Source organism: Nonomuraea sp. NPDC003709 (assembly GCF_040610775.1).
Lineage (GTDB): Bacteria > Actinomycetota > Actinomycetes > Streptosporangiales > Streptosporangiaceae > Nonomuraea > Nonomuraea angiospora_A.
Window position 1 is genome coordinate 251671 of sequence record NZ_JBEXMW010000012.1, and the last position, 17694, is coordinate 269364.

A 17694-nucleotide genomic window follows, 5' to 3' on the forward strand; every position below is an offset into this window, starting at 1 on the left:
GGTGGCAGTTCACAGAACACCGGCGCGGGCGGCGGCGAGCGCCGCGTCGGCGGCACGATCGGCGTCCCGCTCGGTGACCGGCTCATGCGCCACGAACAACCGGTAGTAAACAGGCGCGACGGCCACCCTGATCACTTCCCTGACATCCACGACGTCAGGCAACTCGCCGCGTGCGACCGCCCGCCGCACCACCTCGGCCGACTGTTCGTGCCGGGCCATGAAGAACTCGTGCAGCGCCCGCGCCGCGTCGGGATCCTGTACGGCCGCCGCCACGAACGCCGACGACACCGGCCCCAGCTCCGGGTCGTCGAAGCCGCTGCGCACCAGCTGGACGATGCCCCTCAGATCGCCCTCGATCGAGCCCGTGTCGGGAATGGGCCACGGCTCGTCCCTGGCCAGCTCCAGGGCGTCGGAGATCAGCCCCGCGACGCTGCCCCAGCGCCGGTAGACGGTCGTCTTGTGCACTCCTGACCGCTCGGCCACGTTCTCCACCGTCAGGCCCCGGTATCCGTGCTCGGCCAGCTCGGCGAGGGTGGCCTCCCGTACGGCGTCCCGAACCCGGGCGCTTCGCCCGCCCGGCCGCTTGTTCGACTCCAAAAACTACTCCAGTTGCATTAGCGTCTCCCGCATGGCACACTAACGCTACAACGGTTGCGATTGGAGTTCCATCCTGATCAGTCTTCGAGGGGTTTCCAAGTCATACGGCGAGCGGGCCGTCCTCGCTGAGGCGTCCATGTCCGTGAAGCCCGGCGAGCGCGTGGGCATCGTCGGCGAGAACGGCTCGGGCAAGTCCACGCTGCTGCGGCTGCTGGCCGGGGTCGAGCGGCCCGACGATGGCGAGGTGACGCTGGCCGACGACACCGGCTACCTCCGGCAGACGCTCGACCTGCCGCCCGGCCACACGGTCCAGCAGGCCGTCGACGCCGCGCTGGCCGGCCTGCGCGCCATGGAGCGCCGGATCCGCGAGCTGGAGTCGGCGCTCACCGATGACGTCATGGCGGAGTACGGGGAGCTGCTGACGGCGTACGAGCTGCGCGGCGGCTACGAGGCCGACGCGCGGGTCGACAAGGCGTTCCACGGGCTGGGGCTGTCGCGCGTGGGCCGCGACCGGCCGCTGTCCAGCCTGTCGGGCGGGGAGCGCGCCCGCCTCGGCCTGGCCTGCGTGCTGGCCGCCGCCCCCAGGGCCCTGCTGCTCGACGAGCCGACCAACCACCTCGACGAGTCGGCCCTGACCTGGCTCGAAGCCCGGCTGCGCGAGCACCGGGGCACGGTCGTCGTGGTCTCCCACGACCGCGTCTTCCTCGACCGGGTGGCCACGGCCGTGCTCGAGGTCGAGCACGGGGCGATCACCCGCTTCGGCGGTGGCTACACCGGCTTCCTGGCCGCCAAGGCCGCCGCCAGGGCCCGTTGGGAGCAGTCGTACGCGGCGTGGTGCGAGGAGGTGCGGCAGGTGCGCGACTACGCGGCCACGACCGCCCACCGGGTGGCCACGGGGCGGCAGATGCGCGACAACAACAAGATGGCCTACGACCGCAACGCCGGGCGGGTGCAGAGCTCGGTGGCCAGCCGGGTCCGCAACGCACACGAGCGCCTGCGCCGACTGGAGGCCGACCCGGTCCCTCGGCCACCCGCCCCCCTCCGCTTCCACGGCACCTTCACCCCCACCCCGGCCCTCCCCGACCCGCTGGAAACCGACGAAACGAGTCCCAGCACCCCCGCCCCAGGCCGCCCTGCACCCAACGCAGCACCGGAGCCCACCCCGAAACGCCGGCCCGGCACACAACGCACCCCTGATACGACCCACGAGCCCACCCCAAGCCATGCGCCGGCTCTGGGACATGCGCCCGCTTCGGGACGCGCGCCTGCTCCAAGCCATGCGCCCACCCCGAGCCGTGCGTCCGCTCCGGGACGTGCGCCCGCTCCGAGCCGTGCGTCCGCTTTGGGACACGCACCCGCTCCAATCCATGAGCCCGCTACGGGACGCGTGGCCGGCGTGCGATGCGCCCCTGATACGGGACGTGAGCTCGGCCTCCGACACCAGCGTGCCGGAGACGAGCGGGCGGCCGGAGACGAGCATGCCGTCGGACACGGGTATGCGGCTGGGCACGGGTATGCGGTCGGGCACGACTGGGCCCAAGCTCGCGTGCTTGTGGAGCTGCGCGATGTCCGGGTCGGCGATCGGTTGCACGTCCCCTCCCTGACCGTCGAAGCCGGTGACCGGCTGCTGGTCCGCGGGGCCAACGGCGCGGGCAAGTCGACGCTGCTCCAGACCCTGGCCGAGCACGCCCGGGTAAGGGTCGGCCACCTGCCGCAGGAGGTGACGTTCGACCCCGACCTGACCGTCCTGGACGCCTACGGCCACGACCACAGCTATGCGGACGAGCGGCGTGCGGCTCTGCTGAGCACCGGCCTCTTCAAGCCCCAAGCCCTCGACCAGAAGGTGGGCACGCTGTCGGTCGGGCAGCAGCGCAGACTGGCGCTGGCCCGGCTGCTGGCGCAGGAGTACGACCTCCTCCTGCTCGACGAGCCGACCAACCACCTCTCGCCGGTCCTGGCCGAGGAGATCGAGCAGGCACTCGACGACTACCGCGGCGGGCTCGTCGTGGTGTCGCACGACCGCGCCCTCATCCGGCGCTTCCGGGGGACCGAGATCACGCTGGCAGGAGGACGCATATGTTGAGCAGTGCAGGATCGACCAGTGAAGGACCGCAGATGTTGACCAGGATTGATGAGGGCGCGCCGTACGGCATCGCGACCGGGCCGGATGGGGCGCTCTGGTTCACGCTCGTCCACGAAGGGCGTGTCGGCAGGATGGTGCCGGGCCAGAAGCCGGTGATTCATCAGCTCGATCCGGCCGACGGGCAGCCGATGGTTATCACCCCGGGGCCGGACGGGGCGATGTGGTTCGCGGAGGGCAAGGGCGGCCGGGTCTCCCGGATCGCCGCCGACGGGCAGGTGACCTCCCATGAGGCGGACTCGCCGTACGGGCTCGTCGCCGGGCCCGACGGGGCCATGTGGTTCACCCAGATGCAGACCGGCCGGATCGGGCGCATCGGGCCCGGCGGGGAGCGGACGGAGTTCGAGGTGCCGGTGGAAGGCGGTATGCCCGCCTTCATCACGGTGGGGCCGGATGACGCGCTCTGGTTCACGATCAATCAGGGCAACGCCATCGGGCGGATCTCGCTGGCAGGCGAGGTGACCGTTCACCCGCTCCCCACGGAGGGTGCCGCCCCGGTGGGCATCACGCTGGGGCCGGATGACGCGCTCTGGTTCGTGGAGATCGGCGCTGGTCAGGTCGGGCGGATCGACACCGCCGGCAAGATCACCGAGTACCCATTGCCCGACCGGGTCGCACGGCCGCACGCGATCGTCACCGGCCCCGACGGTGCCCTCTGGTTCACCGAGTGGGCCGCCGACCGCCTCGGCCGCATCACCACCGACGGCACCATCGACTCGTACCCGCTCCCAACCGGACCGCAGGCGGGGGACGAAGGCGCGCGAAAGGCCGAGCCGCACGGGCTGACGGTCGGGCCGGACGGGGCGATCTGGGTGGCCCTGGAGGCGGGCGCTTTGGCCCGCTTCAGCACCGACTAACGAACCACGACCACCTCAGTAACCTCACCTACCAACCAGCCACCCCCCACCCCGACCCAGCGCCCCGACCCCCCACCCCGACCCCCCACCCCGACCCAGCGCCCCGACCCCCCACCCCGACCCAGCGCCCCGGCTCGGCGTCCAGGGTCTGCGTCCAGGGTCCGTGCCTGGGGTTCGCGCCCAGCGCCCCGGCTCGGTGTCCTCGCCGGGCCCGTCACCGGCCGGGGTCCGTCACAACCCAGCCCGTCACCATTCAGCACCTCGCCACTCAGCGCTTCACAACCCGGCCCGTCACAACCCGGCCCGTCACCCCAAGCCCTCGGCTCCCACGACCCGCCCCTCAGCGCCCGCCCTCAGCGCTCACCCCTCATCGGCAACCCTCAGGCCCAGCACTCAGCCCTCTGGTGGGTGGGCGTTGGTCATGAGGTGGGTGAGCGACGGCAGGCCCTTCTCCGGGGACGTCACCAGGACGCGGCACCCCGCGGCCGTGGCGGCGGCGACGCCCGTGGGGCTGTCCTCGACGGCGACGCAGCGGGAGGGGGTCGTGCCGAGCCGGCGGGCCGCCTCCAGGTACGGGTCCGGGTACGGCTTGCCGCGGGCCGTGTCCTCGTTCGCGATCACCAGGTCGAACGTGTGCCCGAGCCATGGCAGCACCAGCTCCACGATGGTCCGGGGAGAGGCGCTGACCAGGGCCGTCGGGATGGCGGTGGCGGCCAGCTCGGCCAGGAGCTCCGACGCCCCCGGCGTGACCTTCACGCCCTGCCCGATGAGGTCGGCGAAGGCGTCCGTGAGCTGCCTGACCACCTCGGTCGTGAGTGAGGCGTCCGTGGGCTGCCTGACCGCCTCGGTCGTGAGTGAGGTGTCTGTGGGCTGTCTGGCCGCCTCGGTCGTGGGCGGGGCGTCTGTGGGCTGTTTGGCCGCCTCGGTCGTGAGTGGGGCGTCTGTGGGCTGTCCGGCCACCTCGGTCATGAGTGGCGTGTCCGAAGCGGGGGTGAGGAGGTGGGCGGCCACGTCCTCGACCGTGCGGCCGAGTACGTACGGCACGTCCTCCGGCCCCAACGGCCGGCCGAGGGAGGCGGCGATGGAGACGGTGGCCTGCCACCACAGCCCTTCGGTGTCGACCAGGGTGCCGTCCATGTCGAACAGGACGGCATCCGGGCCGGCGTGCTCAGATCGCATCGGCCGCCACGACCGGGGCCGGGACGGTCACCGTGCGGGGCGCCACCAGGACGGGCCGGTCCACCAGGCGGACGGTGACGCGCGTTCCGGGTGCGAGGCGGGCCGCCTCGTGGCCGGGGACGTCGGCCAGGACCTCCCCGCCCTCCACCGCCACCCGGAGGCGGACCGAGGCGCCGCGGAAGGAGGCGGCGAGCACGTGGGCGGGACCGTCCTCGACCGGGACGACCTTGACGGCCTCCGGACGGATCAGGACGTCCACGGACGGATCCGCGGGCACCTCGCCGTCGACCGGCAGGAGCTGGCCGAGCACCGTGACCTGGTCACCGGAGACCTGGCCGGCGAGGTGGTTCATGGTGCCGACGAACTCCGCCACGAAGGCGGTGGCCGGGCGGTCGTAGATCTCGGCGGGCGAGCCGACCTGTTCGAGCCGCCCGTCGCGCAGCACCGCCACCTGGTCCGCGATCGACAGGGCCTCCTCCTGGTCATGGGTCACGAAGATGGTCGTGATGCCCAGGTCGAGCTGGAGACGGCGGATCTCCTCGCGCAGCGACACGCGTACTTTCGCGTCCAGCGCCGACAGCGGCTCGTCCAGCAGCAGGACGCGCGGTTCCAGGGCGAGCGCGCGGGCCAGGGCGACGCGTTGCTGCTGGCCGCCGGAGAGCTGGTGCGGGTAGCGGTCGGCGTGCGAGGGGAGGCCGACCAGTTCGAGTAGTTCGTCCGCCTTCTTCCGCCTGGTGGCCACGGGCACCTTGCGGACGCGCAGGCCGAAGGCCACGTTGTCGCGGGCGTTCAGGTTGGGGAAGAGGGAGTAGGACTGGAAGACCATGCCCGCGTCCCGCTTGTTGGCCGGTACGTCCGTGATGTCCCGGCCGTCCACGAGCACCGCGCCCGAGTCCGGCCGCTCGAACCCGGCCACGCACCGCAGCGCGGTCGTCTTCCCGCAGCCCGAGGGCCCCAGCAGCGCGACGAACTCGCCGGGCGCGACGATGAGGTCGAAGCCGTCCAGCGCGACCGTCTTACCGAACACCCTTCGCAGCGCGCGGAACTCCACCGATGCGGTCATTTCCCCTTCTCCTTACCAAATGCCGAGGACACGGCGAGCAGCAGCAGCCAGATGAGCAGGAGGCTGAGGATGGACACCGCGACCGAGAGCTGCCCCTTGGAGCCGGCGACGGTCACGATCCACACCGCGAACGGCTCGTACCCCAGCAGGCTGGCCACGGTGTACTCGCCCAGCACGAGGGCCAGCGTCAGGAACGACGCGCTGGCCAGGGCCGAGCGCAGGTTCGGCACGACCACCCTGACCAGCACGTACGGCCACGAGGCGCCCAGGTTGCGGGCCGCCTCCACCAGCGTCCGCACGTCCATCGCGCGCAGCCCCGCGTCCAGCGACCGGTACACGAACGGCAGCACCAGCACCACGTACGCCAGCACCAGCACCACGGGGAACGCCGGGTCCTGGACCGCGATCAGCGTGGCCCAGAACGGCGTCGGAGCCAGCACGTCCGTCCCGGTGCGCAGCGACGTGCCGATCCCGGCCACGAAGGTGATGGGCGGCACCACCAGGGGCAGCGTGCACAGCACCTCCATCAGCGGGCGCAGCCGCGGCGCGAAGAGCCGTACGGCCAGCATCGCGGGCAACGCCAGCAGCAGCACCAGCACGATCGTGGCGACGGCCAGGGACAGCGACAGCAGCAGCGAGCGCACGAACCCGTCGGCCGTCAGCAGCTCGCCGTAGGCCGCGAACGACACGCCCGTGGTCGGGGTGTAGATCGTGTACCAGAGCGAGGCCCCGAGCGGGATCAGGAAGTAGGCCGCCGCCAGCAGGAACACCGCGCCGCGCCACACGCGAGGGCGCGAGGAGCCACCCGAGATGCGCTCCAGGCCGGTCAGTGCAGCCATCGGGAGCTCCTCTTCTGCAGAGGCAGGTAGATCGCCATCACGAGCCCGGCCACCACGACCATGTCGAGGCTGAGGGCCAGCGCGATGTTCTCGTAGCCGATCAGCACGTCGCCGGTGAGCGCGCTGGCGATCTTCAACGTGACGAGCGGGACGACGGTCCCGACCATGGCGTTGGCGGTGGCGTACGCGGAGAAGGCCGACCCGAAGAGCAGCACCACCCCGCCCAGCATCGACGGCGCCAGCACCGGCAGCGCGACGAAGCGCCAGTAGTGCCAGGCGGTGGCCCCGTTGTTGGCCGCCGCCTCGCGCCACTGCGGCCGCAGCCCGTCCAGCGCCGGCGCCATGACCAGCACCATCAGCGGGATCGAGAAGTACAGGTAGGTCACCACCAGGCCCCAGAACGTGTAGAGCGAGCCGGACGGCAGCCCGACCAGGCCGCTGACCACGCCGGAGTTGCCGAGCGTGGCGATCCAGAAGAACGCCAGCGGCACCCCGCCGAAGTTGGCCAGCACGCCGGAGGCCGTCAGCACGGCCTCGCGCAGGAACGTGAGGCGTGAGGTCACGACGGCGTACGCGAGGAACGTCCCCAGCACGGCCCCCAGCAGGGCGACCACGGCGGACAGCTTCACGCTGCCGAGCATCGCGACGAGGTAGCCGCCCTGCAGGCTCTGCGACAGGTTCGCCAGGCTCGGCCGCCCCTGCGCCGTGAACGCCCCCGCCACCAGCGCGATGGCGGGGACGCCGAAGACGAGCGCGAAGAAGGCCAGCAGCGGCAGCGCCCCCAGCCAGCCCTTCGAACCGGAGCGGTTCATCCCGAGATCGCGGCGTCCCAGCCGCTGGCCAGCTTGGCCTTGGCCGCGTCCACCTGCTGGCTCGTCGGGAAGGTGGGGTTGCCCTCCACCGACGGCAGCTTCTCCGCCAGGGCCTTGTCCACGGTGCCGTCGGTGGTCATCGAGGGCAGCAGGACGGGGCGGGCGAAGCCCTTGAGGAAGAGGTTCTGGCCCTCGGCGCTGTAGAGGTACTCCTGCCACAGCCTGGCGGCCGCCGGGTGCGGGGCGTCCTTGTTGATGGCCTGGGCGTACATCTGGAAGTACTTGCCGTCGGAGGGGATGTTCACCTTCCAGTCGAGGCCCTTGGCGGCCATCTGGGGCGCGTAGGCGGAGTTGTTGTAGTCCCAGTCGATGCTGATCTGGGTCTCGCCCTTCTCGATGGTCGCGGGCGTGGTCTCCACCGGGTTGTAGTTGCCCGCGTCCTTCAGCTTCTTGAAGAAGTCGATGCCGGGCTGGATGTCGTCGAACGAGCCGCCGTTGGCGAGGGCGGCGGCGTACACGCCGGCGAAGGCCGAGCCCGCCTTGGTCGGGTTGCCGTTCATCGCGACCTTGCCCTTGTATTCGGGCTTGAGCAGGTCGGCGAAGCTCGTCGGGCACGCGGCGATCTTCTTGGCGTCGCAGCCGATGGACACGTAGCCGCCGTAGTCGTTGACCCAGAGCCCGGTGCTCTCCTTCTGCCCCTCGGGGATCTTGTCGAAGGACTGCACCTTGTACGGAGCGAACAGGCCCTCGCCGGCTCCGCTGATCGCGAACGACTGGCCGAGGTCGAGCACGTCGGGGGCGCGGTCCTGGCCCTTGCGCGTCTTGACCGCGTTGATCTCGTCGGCGCTGGCCGCGTCGGGCGTCTCGCTCTCGATCTTGATGCCGTACTTGGCCTGGAACTTCTGGATGATCTCCCCGTAGTTCGCCCAGTCGGGCGGAAGGGCGATGACGTGGAGATTTCCCTCCTTCTTGGCCGCCTCGACGAGCTTGTCGAGGCCGCCGAAGTCCGCCGCCGAGGTGGCGGTGGCCGCGTTCGGAGCGGAGGAGGAGGACGCGGTGGACTGCTGGGTGCCGGGCGCGGCGCCGCACGCCGCGGTGACTACGGTAAGGGCTGCGGCAACGCCGGCCGCACGGGCGCGAGGTGTGAACACAACGCCTCCACTTCAGGGGATGTGGAAGGAACCTAAGGGAACTTGTACAAACAAGCGAGCACCAGTAAGTCGCATGAATGTTGCTCTTTCGTGAATGGGAAGGGTCGCTGATGGTTGCGCGCTATGAACTGATCGCCGCTGATCTTCGGAACGAGATCGTCTCCGGTGCGCTCCCGGTCGGTTCGCAGCTCCCGAGCGAGGCTGAGCTGGCCGAACGCTACCGCGCGGCCCGCGGCACCGTGCGCCAGGCGGTGGCCGTGCTCGCCGCCGAAGGCCTGCTCGGCTCCCGGCAGGGGGCCAGGCGCATCGTGCTCGGCAGGGCGCGCAGCCAGAGCTTCGCCGAGCTGCACAGCTTCGCGCAGTGGGCGCGCGCGAACGGCTACCGCTTCGGCGGCCAGGTGATCACCCAGCGCCGCCGGACCGCGAGCGCCGCCGAGTCCGCCAGGCTCGGCCCCGGCGAGGTCCTGGAGGTGCTGCGGCTGCGCTCGCTGGAGGGTGAGCCCGTCCTGCTCGAACGCACCGTGTACGCCGAGTGGGTGGCCGCCGCCGTCGAGCGGATCCCGGCCGACTGCGAGTCCGTCACCGAGGCTCTGTACGACTCGATCGGCCTTGTGTTCGCCTACGGCGAGCATCTCATCGACGCGGTGTCCGCCGGCGCCGAGGACGCCCGCTTGCTGGGGGTGCGCCGGGGGAGCCCGCTCCTGCGCCAGCGCCGGGTCACGACCACGCACGAGGGCCGTCCGGTGGAGTCCTCGGACGACCGCTACCGGCCGGGCAGCGTGACCTTCAGCATCCGCAACTCGATCGGCGCCAACCCTCTCGTGAGACAGGCCGGCGACTTGCGTTCGGGGCGCTGAGAACATATGTTCGACATATAAGCGCCCGCCTTCCCCCGGGTGGCTCAGCATAACGACCAGAGCCGCGGGGAGAAGCGTCTTGAGCAGACTCTATGGCGATCCGATAGAGGTGTGGACCAGGGACGGGGAGCCGACCCAGTTCGTCTGGCGAGACCGGCTCTATCTCGTCCGCCGGGTCCTCGACCACTGGGTGGTCGCGCGCGAGTGGTGGAAGACCAGCGAGGGTGATCCCGGTGAACGCAAGTTCTGGCGGGTGGAGGCCAGCCCGGGGCGCGAGGTGGGCTCGTACGAGTTGCGTTACGACACCGCCGGCAACGCCTGGCTGCTGCTGAGGGCGTGGGACTGATGGCGGCGCCGTTCCCGCACCTCAGCGTGTGCTCCGCGTACTCCATGCGCTTCGGCACGGCCTTTCCGCGGGCGCTGGTGAGCCGGGCGGTCGAGCACGGGATGGACATCCTCGCGCTGACCGACCGCGACGGGCTCTACGGCGCGATCAAGCACGCCCACGCGTGCGCGGAGGCCCGGATCTCCGCGGTCTTCGGCGTCAACCTGGCGCTCGACGCCCTGCCCCCGCTGCCGGGGTTCGGGGTGCCCGGCCTGGACCTGCCCGGCCGCCGCCGCGCGCCCGGGCCGAAGACCGGGCCGGACGCCGAGGACCGCGTCACGGTGCTGGCCCGCGCCAAGGGCTGGTCCCGCCTGTGCCGCCTGGTCACGTCCGCGCATTACGCGGGCGAGCGCGGCACGCCCAAGGTGACCCGCGAGCTGATCGGGGAGTGGGCCGGCGGGCGCGATGACGGACACGGCGGCGACCACGGGTTCGGCGCCGAGGACGGCCTCGTGGTGCTGCTCGGCCCCAGGTCCGACGTGGGCCGCGCGGTGGCCGAGCGGCGCGACGAGCACGCCAGGATGCTGCTGGGCCTCTGGCGGGCCGCGGTGCCGGGCGTGGTGATCGAGCTGGTCGACCAGTACGGCTACCGCGACGCCACCACGGCCGTGCGCATGCTCGGGCTGGCCGAGTCCATGGGCGTGCCGGCCGTGCTGACCAACGCGGTGCGCTACCTCGACCCGGTCGACCACCAGGTCGGCGACGTGCTCGACGCGGCCCGCCAGCTCGTCCCGCTGCACCCCCGCCACCTCGACCGCACCACCTCTCACGCCTACCTCAAGGGCACCAAGGAGATGCGGCAGGTGGCGAACAAGGTCTGCGGGGCGGACCAGGAACGGGTGTCGCGGCTGCTGATCACGACCAGGCGGCTGGCCGAGGCATGCTCGATGGATCCGGAGGAGCTGCTCGCGCTGCGCAGCGACCCGCCCAACCTGCACCTGCCCGAGATCGGCCGCGACCCGGTGCCGCTGCTGCGCCACCGGGTGGAGGACGGGCTGATCTCGCGCGGCCTCGACCGCTCGGGCGACGCCAGGCGGCGCCTCCGGGGCGAGATGGCCATCATCGAGCGCAAGCGCCTGTCCGGATATTTCATCGCCGTGGCCGGCATCACGGACATGATCCGCGGCATGGGCATCCGCTGCGCCATCCGCGGTTCGGGCGCGGGCAGCCTGGTCAACTACCTCATCGGCATCGGCGAGGTGAACCCCCTCGACCATGCCCTGCTCATGGAGCGCTTCCTGTCGGAGGGCCGCGTCGGGCTGCCCGACATCGACGTGGACGTGGAGTCGGCCCGCCGCCTCGACTGCTACAAGGCCATCTTCGAGCGGTACGGCGAGGCCCGCGTGGCCTGCGTGTCCATGATGGAGACCTACCGGGCGCGCAGCGCCATCCGCGACGTCGCCGGGGCGATGGGCCTGCCGCCGCACGAGATCGACGCCATCGCCAAGGCGTTCCCGCACATCAGGGCCAAGCAGATCACCGCGTCCCTGCACGACCTGCCCGAGCTGCGCGACAGCCGGCTCGGCGAGGCGGGGCTCGACCGGGTGTTCCGGCTGGCGGAGCGGCTCGACGGCCTGCCCAGGCACATCGCGATGCACCCGTGCGGCGTGCTGATCGGCAACGCGGGCCTGCACGACAGGACGCCGGTGGAGCGCAGCCTGCTGGACTTCCCGATGTCGCAGTTCGACAAGGACGACGTGGAGGAGGCCGGGCTGCTCAAGCTCGACGTGCTGGGCGTGCGGATGCAGTCCGCGATGGCGTACGCGCTGAGCGAGATCAAGCGGGTGGACGACGTCGTGGTCGCGCTGGACACCCAGCGCGGCGAGGACACCGGCATCCAGTACGTGCCGCACGACGACCAGGACACCTACGACATGATCTGCGCCAGCCGCACCCTCGGCTGCTTCCAGATCGAGTCGCCGGGGCAGCGCGAGCTGGTCGCCAAGCTGGAGCCGCGCACCCTCCACGACCTGATCGTGGACATCTCGCTGTTCAGGCCGGGCCCGGTCAACTCCGACATGGTCACCCCCTATCTGGAGGCCAGGCACGGGTGGCGGCGGCCGTACTACCCGCACGAGAGGCTGCGGGAGGCGCTGAAGGAGACGCACGGCGTCGTGGTGTTCCACGAGCAGGTGCTCAGGATCATCGAGGTGATGACGGGGCGGGACCTGTCGTTCGCCGAGAAGCTGCGGCGCACGCTGGACACGTCCGAGGGGCGGGAGCGGGTGCGCAAGACGTTCGTGCCCATGGCCAAGGCCAACGGGTTCGACGACACGGCCGTCGAGCGGGCCTGGCAGGTGCTGGACGCATTCGGGGCCTTCGGGTTCTGCAAGGCGCACGCGGCGGCGTTCGCGCTGCCCACGTACCAGTCGGCCTGGCTCAAGCGGCACCACGCGGCGGCGTTCTTCGCCGGGGTGCTCACGCACGAGCCGGGCATGTACCCGCCGCGCGTCATCATCGACGAGGCCCGGCAGTGCGGGGTCAAGATCCTGGCGCTCGACATCAACAAGTCGGGCAAGGACTGGCGGGTGGAGCGGCTGGGGCTTCGGGTGCGGCCCGCCGCGTTGGAGGGCGCTTCTTCCCCGGTGCGCAGGGAGTTCAAGGTCGGGGAGATCGGCAAGGGGTACGCGTTGCGGGTGCCGTTCTCGGCGGTCAAGGGGGTGAGCGAGGCCGAGGTCGAACGCATGGTCGCCGGGCAGCCGTACACGTCGCTGGCCGACTTCTGGGACCGCGCCCGGCCCTCGCGGCCGACCATCGAGCGGATCGTCCAGGTCGGCGGGCTGGACGCGCTCCACGACCTGCACCCGGGCGGGCCCCGCTGGCGTCCGGGCGTGCTGACCCGGCGCGACCTGATCGCCCAGGTGGGGGCCCTCGAACGGGCCTCGTCGATCGGCGTGCGGTCGGGCCCGCGCGCCTCCCGGCGTTACACCGCGCGACCCGCCCGCGTGGAGGAACCGCCGTCGGTGCAGCTCCCGCTGGGCTTCACCGAGCACCTGCCGCCGGGGGAGCTGCCGGAGATGACGGAGACGGAGATGGTCGAGGCCGAGCTGGAGATCCTGGGCATCGACATCAGCCGCCACGTCATCAGCTTCCACGACGAGCTGCTCGACGCGCTCGGAGTGGTACGTTCCAGAGATCTCCTGAAGCAGCGCAACGGGGCGGAGGTGCTGGTCGCGGGGGTCAAGGTGGCGACCCAGACGCCGGCGGTGCGCTCGGGGCAGCGGGTCATCTTCACCACGCTCGACGACTCGACGGGGCCGATCGACCTGACGTTCTTCGAGTCGGTGCAGGGGCGGTGCGCGGCCACGGTGTTCGGCTCGTGGCTCATGCTGGCCAGGGGGGTGGTCAGGCGCACGGGGACGCGGGCGGTGTCGATGCGCGCGGTGGACTGCTGGAACCTCGTCGACCTCGAACGGCTCTGGCGCGCGGAGGGCATCGAGGCGGTCCGCGCCCTCCTCTCCCAGGCGCCGGAGCAGGTCGCGGGGGTCGGCGGTCGCAAGATCGAGTACGCCAACGGCTTCCGCCTCTCGCCCTACTCCGACCTCGGCCCGGCCGTCGCCAACCCGCCCCGGCAGCTCTGGCACGCCAGCCCGGGCAGCTCCGGCCCCACAGCGGCCTGACCCCCCCACCCACCGGCCGCGCCACCGGGGTACGGCGGCGCGGATGGGTCAGTCCGGGCGGGGGGCCGGGTCGGCGGTGACCGAGCGGAGCAGGGGCCGGCTGAGGGCGCCCGCGGCGATCACGCCGCCGAAGCCGACGGCGACGCAGCCCGCCAGCGTGACCACGCCCACCACGTTCATCGCACCGATCATGAACGGCACCGCGCAGAACGCCCCCACCAGGATCGCCCCGCCGCCCATCACGGTCAGCGGGATGAGCGTCTCCGCGCGCCGCGCCCGGTCGAGGACCTCCAGCGGCGTCCCCGCCAGCCGCATCAGCCCGTACGTCTGCCGCCGGTCCAGCACCGACGACGCCGCCGTGATGCCCGAGCTGGCGATGGCGACCAGGAACGACACCGACAGCACCACGATCGTGCCCACCCGGACGTCGGCCAGGAGCTGCAGGCCGAACCGCCGGTCGTCGTCCCCCGTCGTGGGGGTGCGCCCGGGGACGAGCCCGGCGAGCGCGGTGCGGGCGCGGTCGATCGTGGCCGGGTCGGCGGAGCTGCCCAGGGCGGCGGCCACGACCCGATCGGAGGAGCGCCCCGTGACCTTCACCGTCGCGGTGATCCCGGCCGCCCGCAGCCGGTCGCGGGCCTGGCCGGCGACGGCCGTCGCCTGGGCGGCGGGCGCGGAGACCCGCAGCTGCGGGGGCTCCTGGTCGCCGGCGAACGCGCCCGGGCTGAGCAGCCCGAGGAAGCCCGCCACGAAGCCGGTCAGGGCGACGCCGCTCACCGTACGCCAGGCGGAGCGCGGATCGTCGACCAGCCGGCGGCCCGCCAGCAGCCGGGCGGGCGCCCGGGCGCTCTTGGCGGTGACGCGGCCGATGACGCCGACCACCCACGGGCCGGCCAGGTTGATGCACAGGAACGCCAGTCCGAGCGCCACCGCCACGATCGCGATGCTGGTCCCCCTGGTCAGCAGCGGGAACACGGCCAGCACGGCCAGCAGGGCGACGACCCGGACGAACTTCATGCCGGGCGGCGTCTCGCGCTTGGCCACCCCGAGCGGGCTCACCACGACCCGCCGCAGCCCCGCGACCGCGGACAGGCCCACCAGCAGCGGCACCGCGACCAGCATCGCGGCCAGGATCAGCGGGGAGGGGAACAGGTCGGAGACGAACCACGCACCGCCCCCGATCGGGATGCGGGCCAGCAGCGGTGCGGCGACCGCGTAGCCGACGGCGCCGAGCAGCGCGCCCGCCAGCGCGACGATCACGGCCTCGGCCACGGTCATCCGGATCACCTGGCCCGGCGTCGCGCCCACCAGCCTCAGCGCGGCCAGCCGCTGGTCGCGCCGGGCGACCGTGAGCCTGGCCGCCGCGCCGCCGAACACCAGCAGCGGCACCACCATGAGCACGCTCGCGACGAGCGTGAGCGCGCGGTAGGCCTCGGAGTCCTCCGACGGCGTGCCCGCGAGGTCGGCCACCCGGGCCGGGCCCTTGCCGATGATCCAGTCGTCGCTGCGCGCGGCCGTCATCGCGGGCGCGTCCGGCTCGTGGCCGACGACCGCGACCAGCTCGCCGGGGTGGACCAGCGCCTCGTCGCCCAGTACGCCCTTCGGATCGGGGTAACGCCTGGCGAGCTGATCGGCCGGCAGCGTCCTGGCCAGCTCGGCCAGCGCCGGGGACAGCCACACCTCGCCCGGCGCGGGGAAGCGTGGCATTCCGGGCGGCGCGGGGGCACCGGCCTTGAGCGCGGCCAGGTCGATGACGGTGATCGCCTGGTCGCCGACGAAGTCGAAGCGGGCCGCCTCGACCGCGACAGCGTTCTCCTTGGCCGGGACCGGGTTGCGCCAGGCGCCGCGGTCGCTCCTGGCCTCGAAGGCGAAGTTCGCGGCCACGGCGAACAGCAGCAGCGCCGTGGACACGGCGACGGCGCCCAGCGTGAGCCAGGTGCCCAGCATCCCCTTGCGGCCACCGCCCTTGAGCAGCCGCCAGGTCAGGTCGAGGTTCACGCGCGTGCCCCGCTCGTCGTGAGGAGCTGCCCGTCGCGGACCTCGACCGTGCGGTCGCACCAGCCGGCCACGTTCGGGTCGTGGGTGACGACGATCAGCGAGGCGCCGTTGTGCCTGGTCGCCTCGACGAGCAGCCGCATCGTGTCCTGCCCGGTCTGCTGGTCGAGCGCCCCCGTGGGCTCGTCCGCGAACACCACGGCCGGCTTGGTGACCAGCGCCCTGGCGATGGCCACCCGCTGGGCCTGCCCGCCGGACAGCTCACCGGGCCGCCGGGCCTCCAGGGAGTGCAGGCCGAGGGGCGCGAACCACTCGCGCGCCTGGCGTACCGCCTGGGCCCTCGGCACCCCGCCCAGCATGAGCGGGAGGGCCACGTTCTCCTCGGCGGGCAGCTCGGGCAGGAGCTGGCCGAACTGGAAGACGAAGCCGAAGCGGGTGCGGCGCAGCGCGCTGCGCTCCCGCTCGCCCATCGCGTCGATGCGCTGTCCGAGCAGGTGCACCTCTCCGGCGTCCGGCTTCATGATCCCGGCCAGGCAGTGCAGCAGCGTCGACTTGCCGGAACCGCTCGGCCCCATGATCGCCACGGCTTCGCCCGCCCGTACCGTGATGTCCACGCCGCCCAGGGCGACCGTCTGCCCGAACCTCTTGGTCAGGGTTCGTCCAACAAGTACGTCGTTCATGCCGTAAAGAATCTCGGCGGGCGGGGGTGCGGCGGATCGGCCGTGCGACCATTTCCGCCTCGGCCGAACGGCCGATCCTTAGAGTTGGGGCCGTGACTATTCGGGTTCTCATCGCCGACGACCAACAACTGGTACGAACCGGCTTCCAGATGATTTTGGACGCTCAACCGGACATGGAGGTCGTCGCCGCCGTGGCCGACGGCGCGGAGGCGGTGTCGGAGGCCAGGCGGCTCAGGCCGGACGTGTGCCTGCTCGACATCCGGATGCCGAAGCTCGACGGGATCGAGGTGACCCGGGCGCTGGCCGGGCCGGGCGTGGAGAACCCGCTGCGGGTGGTCATCGTCACCACGTTCGACCTGGACGAGTACGTGTACGGAGCCCTCCGCTCCGGCGCGACCGGCTTCCTGCTCAAGGACAGCGGGCCCACCCTGCTGATCGAGGCGGTCAGGGCGGCCGCGGCGGGCGACGCGCTGGTGTCGCCGTCGGTGACGGTACGGCTGCTGCAGCACCTGGCCCAGCCCAGGCGGACCGTGCCCCCCATGAACGACCCGCTGACCGATCGGGAACTGGACGTCGTGCGCCTGATAGCCCGGGGCCGGACCAACCAGGAGGTGGCCGCGGAGCTGTTCGTGTCGCTCTCGACGGTCAAGACGCACCTGGGCAGCATCTTCGCCAAGCTCGGTGTCAGAAATCGAGTCGAAATCGCAGCTTGGGCGTGGGAATCCGGCGTGGTGAGCTGATTAACAGCGGGGCTCCCGGGATACAAGTGAATCAGAACCTCAGCGCATGGCCCGGGGGGAGAACAACGTGCGCTATGACCAGACAACACCGACGAGAGCCGCCTCTGCCGTATATGTGACGCTTGCCGCCCAGGTTCTCTCCCTCGGCGCCCTTGTGATCTTCGAGCACTCCCGCGGGCGCCACCTCGCCGCCCAGCTCGCCGCGTTCGGCGGCCGCCCGCAGGGAGCCGACGCCGAGGCCGTGGTGGGCGCGGTGACGGCGTTCGCGGTGCTGATGATGCTGGTGGCGGGCACCTCGATCGCGGCGGCGGCCGCTTACGTGACGTGGTTGGTACGTGCCAGGCAGGCCAATGACCGCTCGGCCGTCTCCGGCCCCGTGGCGGCCGCCTGGCTGATGCCCGGCTACAACCTGGTGGCGCCCGTCGTGCTGGTGGACGAGGTGTGGCGTGGCACCAGGCCGCCCGCGGGCCACCGGGTGAGGTGGCTGGCGCTGCTGACCGGGTGGTGGCTGAGCTGGCTGGCCATGCTCGCGCTGATCACGATCCGGCTTCCCCTCGACTCCTCCGCCGGCGACCTGACGGGCGTGGGCCTGCCGGAGCTGGCCTGCTCGGCGCTGGCCGCTCTGCTGTGCGCGGGGACCGTACGCGAGCTGACGCGCCTCCAGCGGGCCGCCCGCGTGCCCCGTGCCGCCGAGCCCGGCACGGTTCACGCGTTCTCGTCCCAGCAGCCCCAACCGGCGCCGGGTTCGACTCCGATCGGCCGTACGGGTTAGCCCGGGCGCG

15 protein-coding genes are annotated in these 17694 nt (G+C 72.0%); 7 read left to right on the forward strand and 8 right to left on the reverse strand.

Annotated features, from left to right (window positions below):
* Positions 1-9: 9 nt before the first annotated feature.
* Positions 10-597, reverse strand: a complete 588-nt coding sequence (locus ABZX61_RS33610; RefSeq protein WP_350731659.1) for a TetR/AcrR family transcriptional regulator — start codon at positions 595-597, stop codon at positions 10-12.
* Positions 598-733: 136 nt separating this feature from the next.
* On the opposite strand from ABZX61_RS33610, the gene ABZX61_RS33615 reads away from it, so the two are divergent.
* Together ABZX61_RS33615 and ABZX61_RS33620 are read left to right on the forward strand one after the other, a co-directional pair.
* Positions 734-2680 (forward strand): ATP-binding cassette domain-containing protein, encoded by a 1947-nt coding sequence (locus ABZX61_RS33615; RefSeq protein WP_355200142.1) that lies wholly within the window; start codon positions 734-736, stop codon positions 2678-2680.
* Between the two features lie 32 nt (positions 2681-2712).
* A complete protein-coding gene (locus tag ABZX61_RS33620; RefSeq protein WP_355200143.1) occupies positions 2713-3594 on the forward strand; it encodes a virginiamycin B lyase in 882 nt (293 codons plus the stop codon).
* Between the two features lie 393 nt (positions 3595-3987).
* On the opposite strand, the gene ABZX61_RS33625 is transcribed toward ABZX61_RS33620, so the two are convergent.
* Genes ABZX61_RS33625 through ABZX61_RS33645 form a run of 5 tightly spaced genes read right to left on the reverse strand, consistent with a single transcriptional unit; the run spans position 3988 to position 8638 of the window.
* A complete protein-coding gene (locus tag ABZX61_RS33625) occupies positions 3988-4773 on the reverse strand; it encodes an HAD family phosphatase (protein WP_355200144.1) in 786 nt (261 codons plus the stop codon).
* The gene (locus ABZX61_RS33630) at positions 4763-5836 is read right to left on the reverse strand and encodes an ABC transporter ATP-binding protein (RefSeq protein ID WP_355200145.1); all 1074 of its coding nucleotides are present in this window, start codon (positions 5834-5836) and stop codon (positions 4763-4765) included. The genes ABZX61_RS33625 and ABZX61_RS33630 overlap by 11 nt, the downstream gene beginning before the upstream one ends.
* Positions 5833-6675, reverse strand: a complete 843-nt coding sequence (locus ABZX61_RS33635; RefSeq protein ID WP_350731651.1) for an ABC transporter permease subunit — start codon at positions 6673-6675, stop codon at positions 5833-5835. The genes ABZX61_RS33630 and ABZX61_RS33635 overlap by 4 nt, the downstream gene beginning before the upstream one ends.
* A complete protein-coding gene (locus ABZX61_RS33640) occupies positions 6663-7487 on the reverse strand; it encodes an ABC transporter permease subunit (RefSeq protein WP_350731649.1) in 825 nt (274 codons plus the stop codon). Before ABZX61_RS33640 ends, ABZX61_RS33635 begins: the two co-directional genes overlap by 13 nt.
* Positions 7484-8638, reverse strand: a complete 1155-nt coding sequence (locus ABZX61_RS33645) for an ABC transporter substrate-binding protein (RefSeq protein WP_350731647.1) — start codon at positions 8636-8638, stop codon at positions 7484-7486. Before ABZX61_RS33645 ends, ABZX61_RS33640 begins: the two co-directional genes overlap by 4 nt.
* A gap of 110 nt (positions 8639-8748) precedes the next feature.
* On the opposite strand from ABZX61_RS33645, the gene ABZX61_RS33650 reads away from it, so the two are divergent.
* From ABZX61_RS33650 to dnaE, 3 genes are all read left to right on the forward strand, one after another.
* A complete protein-coding gene (locus ABZX61_RS33650; protein ID WP_350731645.1) occupies positions 8749-9495 on the forward strand; it encodes a GntR family transcriptional regulator in 747 nt (248 codons plus the stop codon).
* Positions 9496-9574: 79 nt separating this feature from the next.
* A complete protein-coding gene (locus ABZX61_RS33655; protein WP_185067348.1) occupies positions 9575-9841 on the forward strand; it encodes a DUF6504 family protein in 267 nt (88 codons plus the stop codon).
* The gene (gene dnaE, locus ABZX61_RS33660) at positions 9841-13500 is read left to right on the forward strand and encodes a DNA polymerase III subunit alpha (protein ID WP_355200146.1); all 3660 of its coding nucleotides are present in this window, start codon (positions 9841-9843) and stop codon (positions 13498-13500) included. Before ABZX61_RS33655 ends, dnaE begins: the two co-directional genes overlap by 1 nt.
* 48 nt (positions 13501-13548) lie before the next feature.
* Here dnaE and ABZX61_RS33665 read toward each other — a convergent pair whose 3' ends face one another.
* Positions 13549-15495 carry an ABC transporter permease gene (locus ABZX61_RS33665; RefSeq protein WP_355200147.1) on the reverse strand — a complete coding sequence of 649 codons (1947 nt, stop codon included), beginning with the start codon at positions 15493-15495 and terminating at the stop codon, positions 13549-13551.
* On the reverse strand, positions 15492-16172 hold the full coding sequence (locus tag ABZX61_RS33670; protein ID WP_350731640.1) for an ABC transporter ATP-binding protein: 681 nt from the start codon (positions 16170-16172) through the stop codon (positions 15492-15494). Before ABZX61_RS33670 ends, ABZX61_RS33665 begins: the two co-directional genes overlap by 4 nt.
* 92 nt (positions 16173-16264) lie before the next feature.
* Here ABZX61_RS33670 and ABZX61_RS33675 point away from each other — a divergent pair, with 92 nt between their 5' ends.
* Together ABZX61_RS33675 and ABZX61_RS33680 are read left to right on the forward strand one after the other, a co-directional pair.
* On the forward strand, positions 16265-16912 hold the full coding sequence (locus ABZX61_RS33675; protein WP_192786983.1) for a response regulator transcription factor: 648 nt from the start codon (positions 16265-16267) through the stop codon (positions 16910-16912).
* A 46-nt stretch (positions 16913-16958) separates the two neighbouring features.
* Positions 16959-17684: a DUF4328 domain-containing protein gene (locus ABZX61_RS33680; RefSeq protein WP_355200148.1), complete on the forward strand. Its 726-nt coding sequence runs from the start codon at positions 16959-16961 to the stop codon at positions 17682-17684.
* Positions 17685-17694 lie beyond the last annotated feature (10 nt).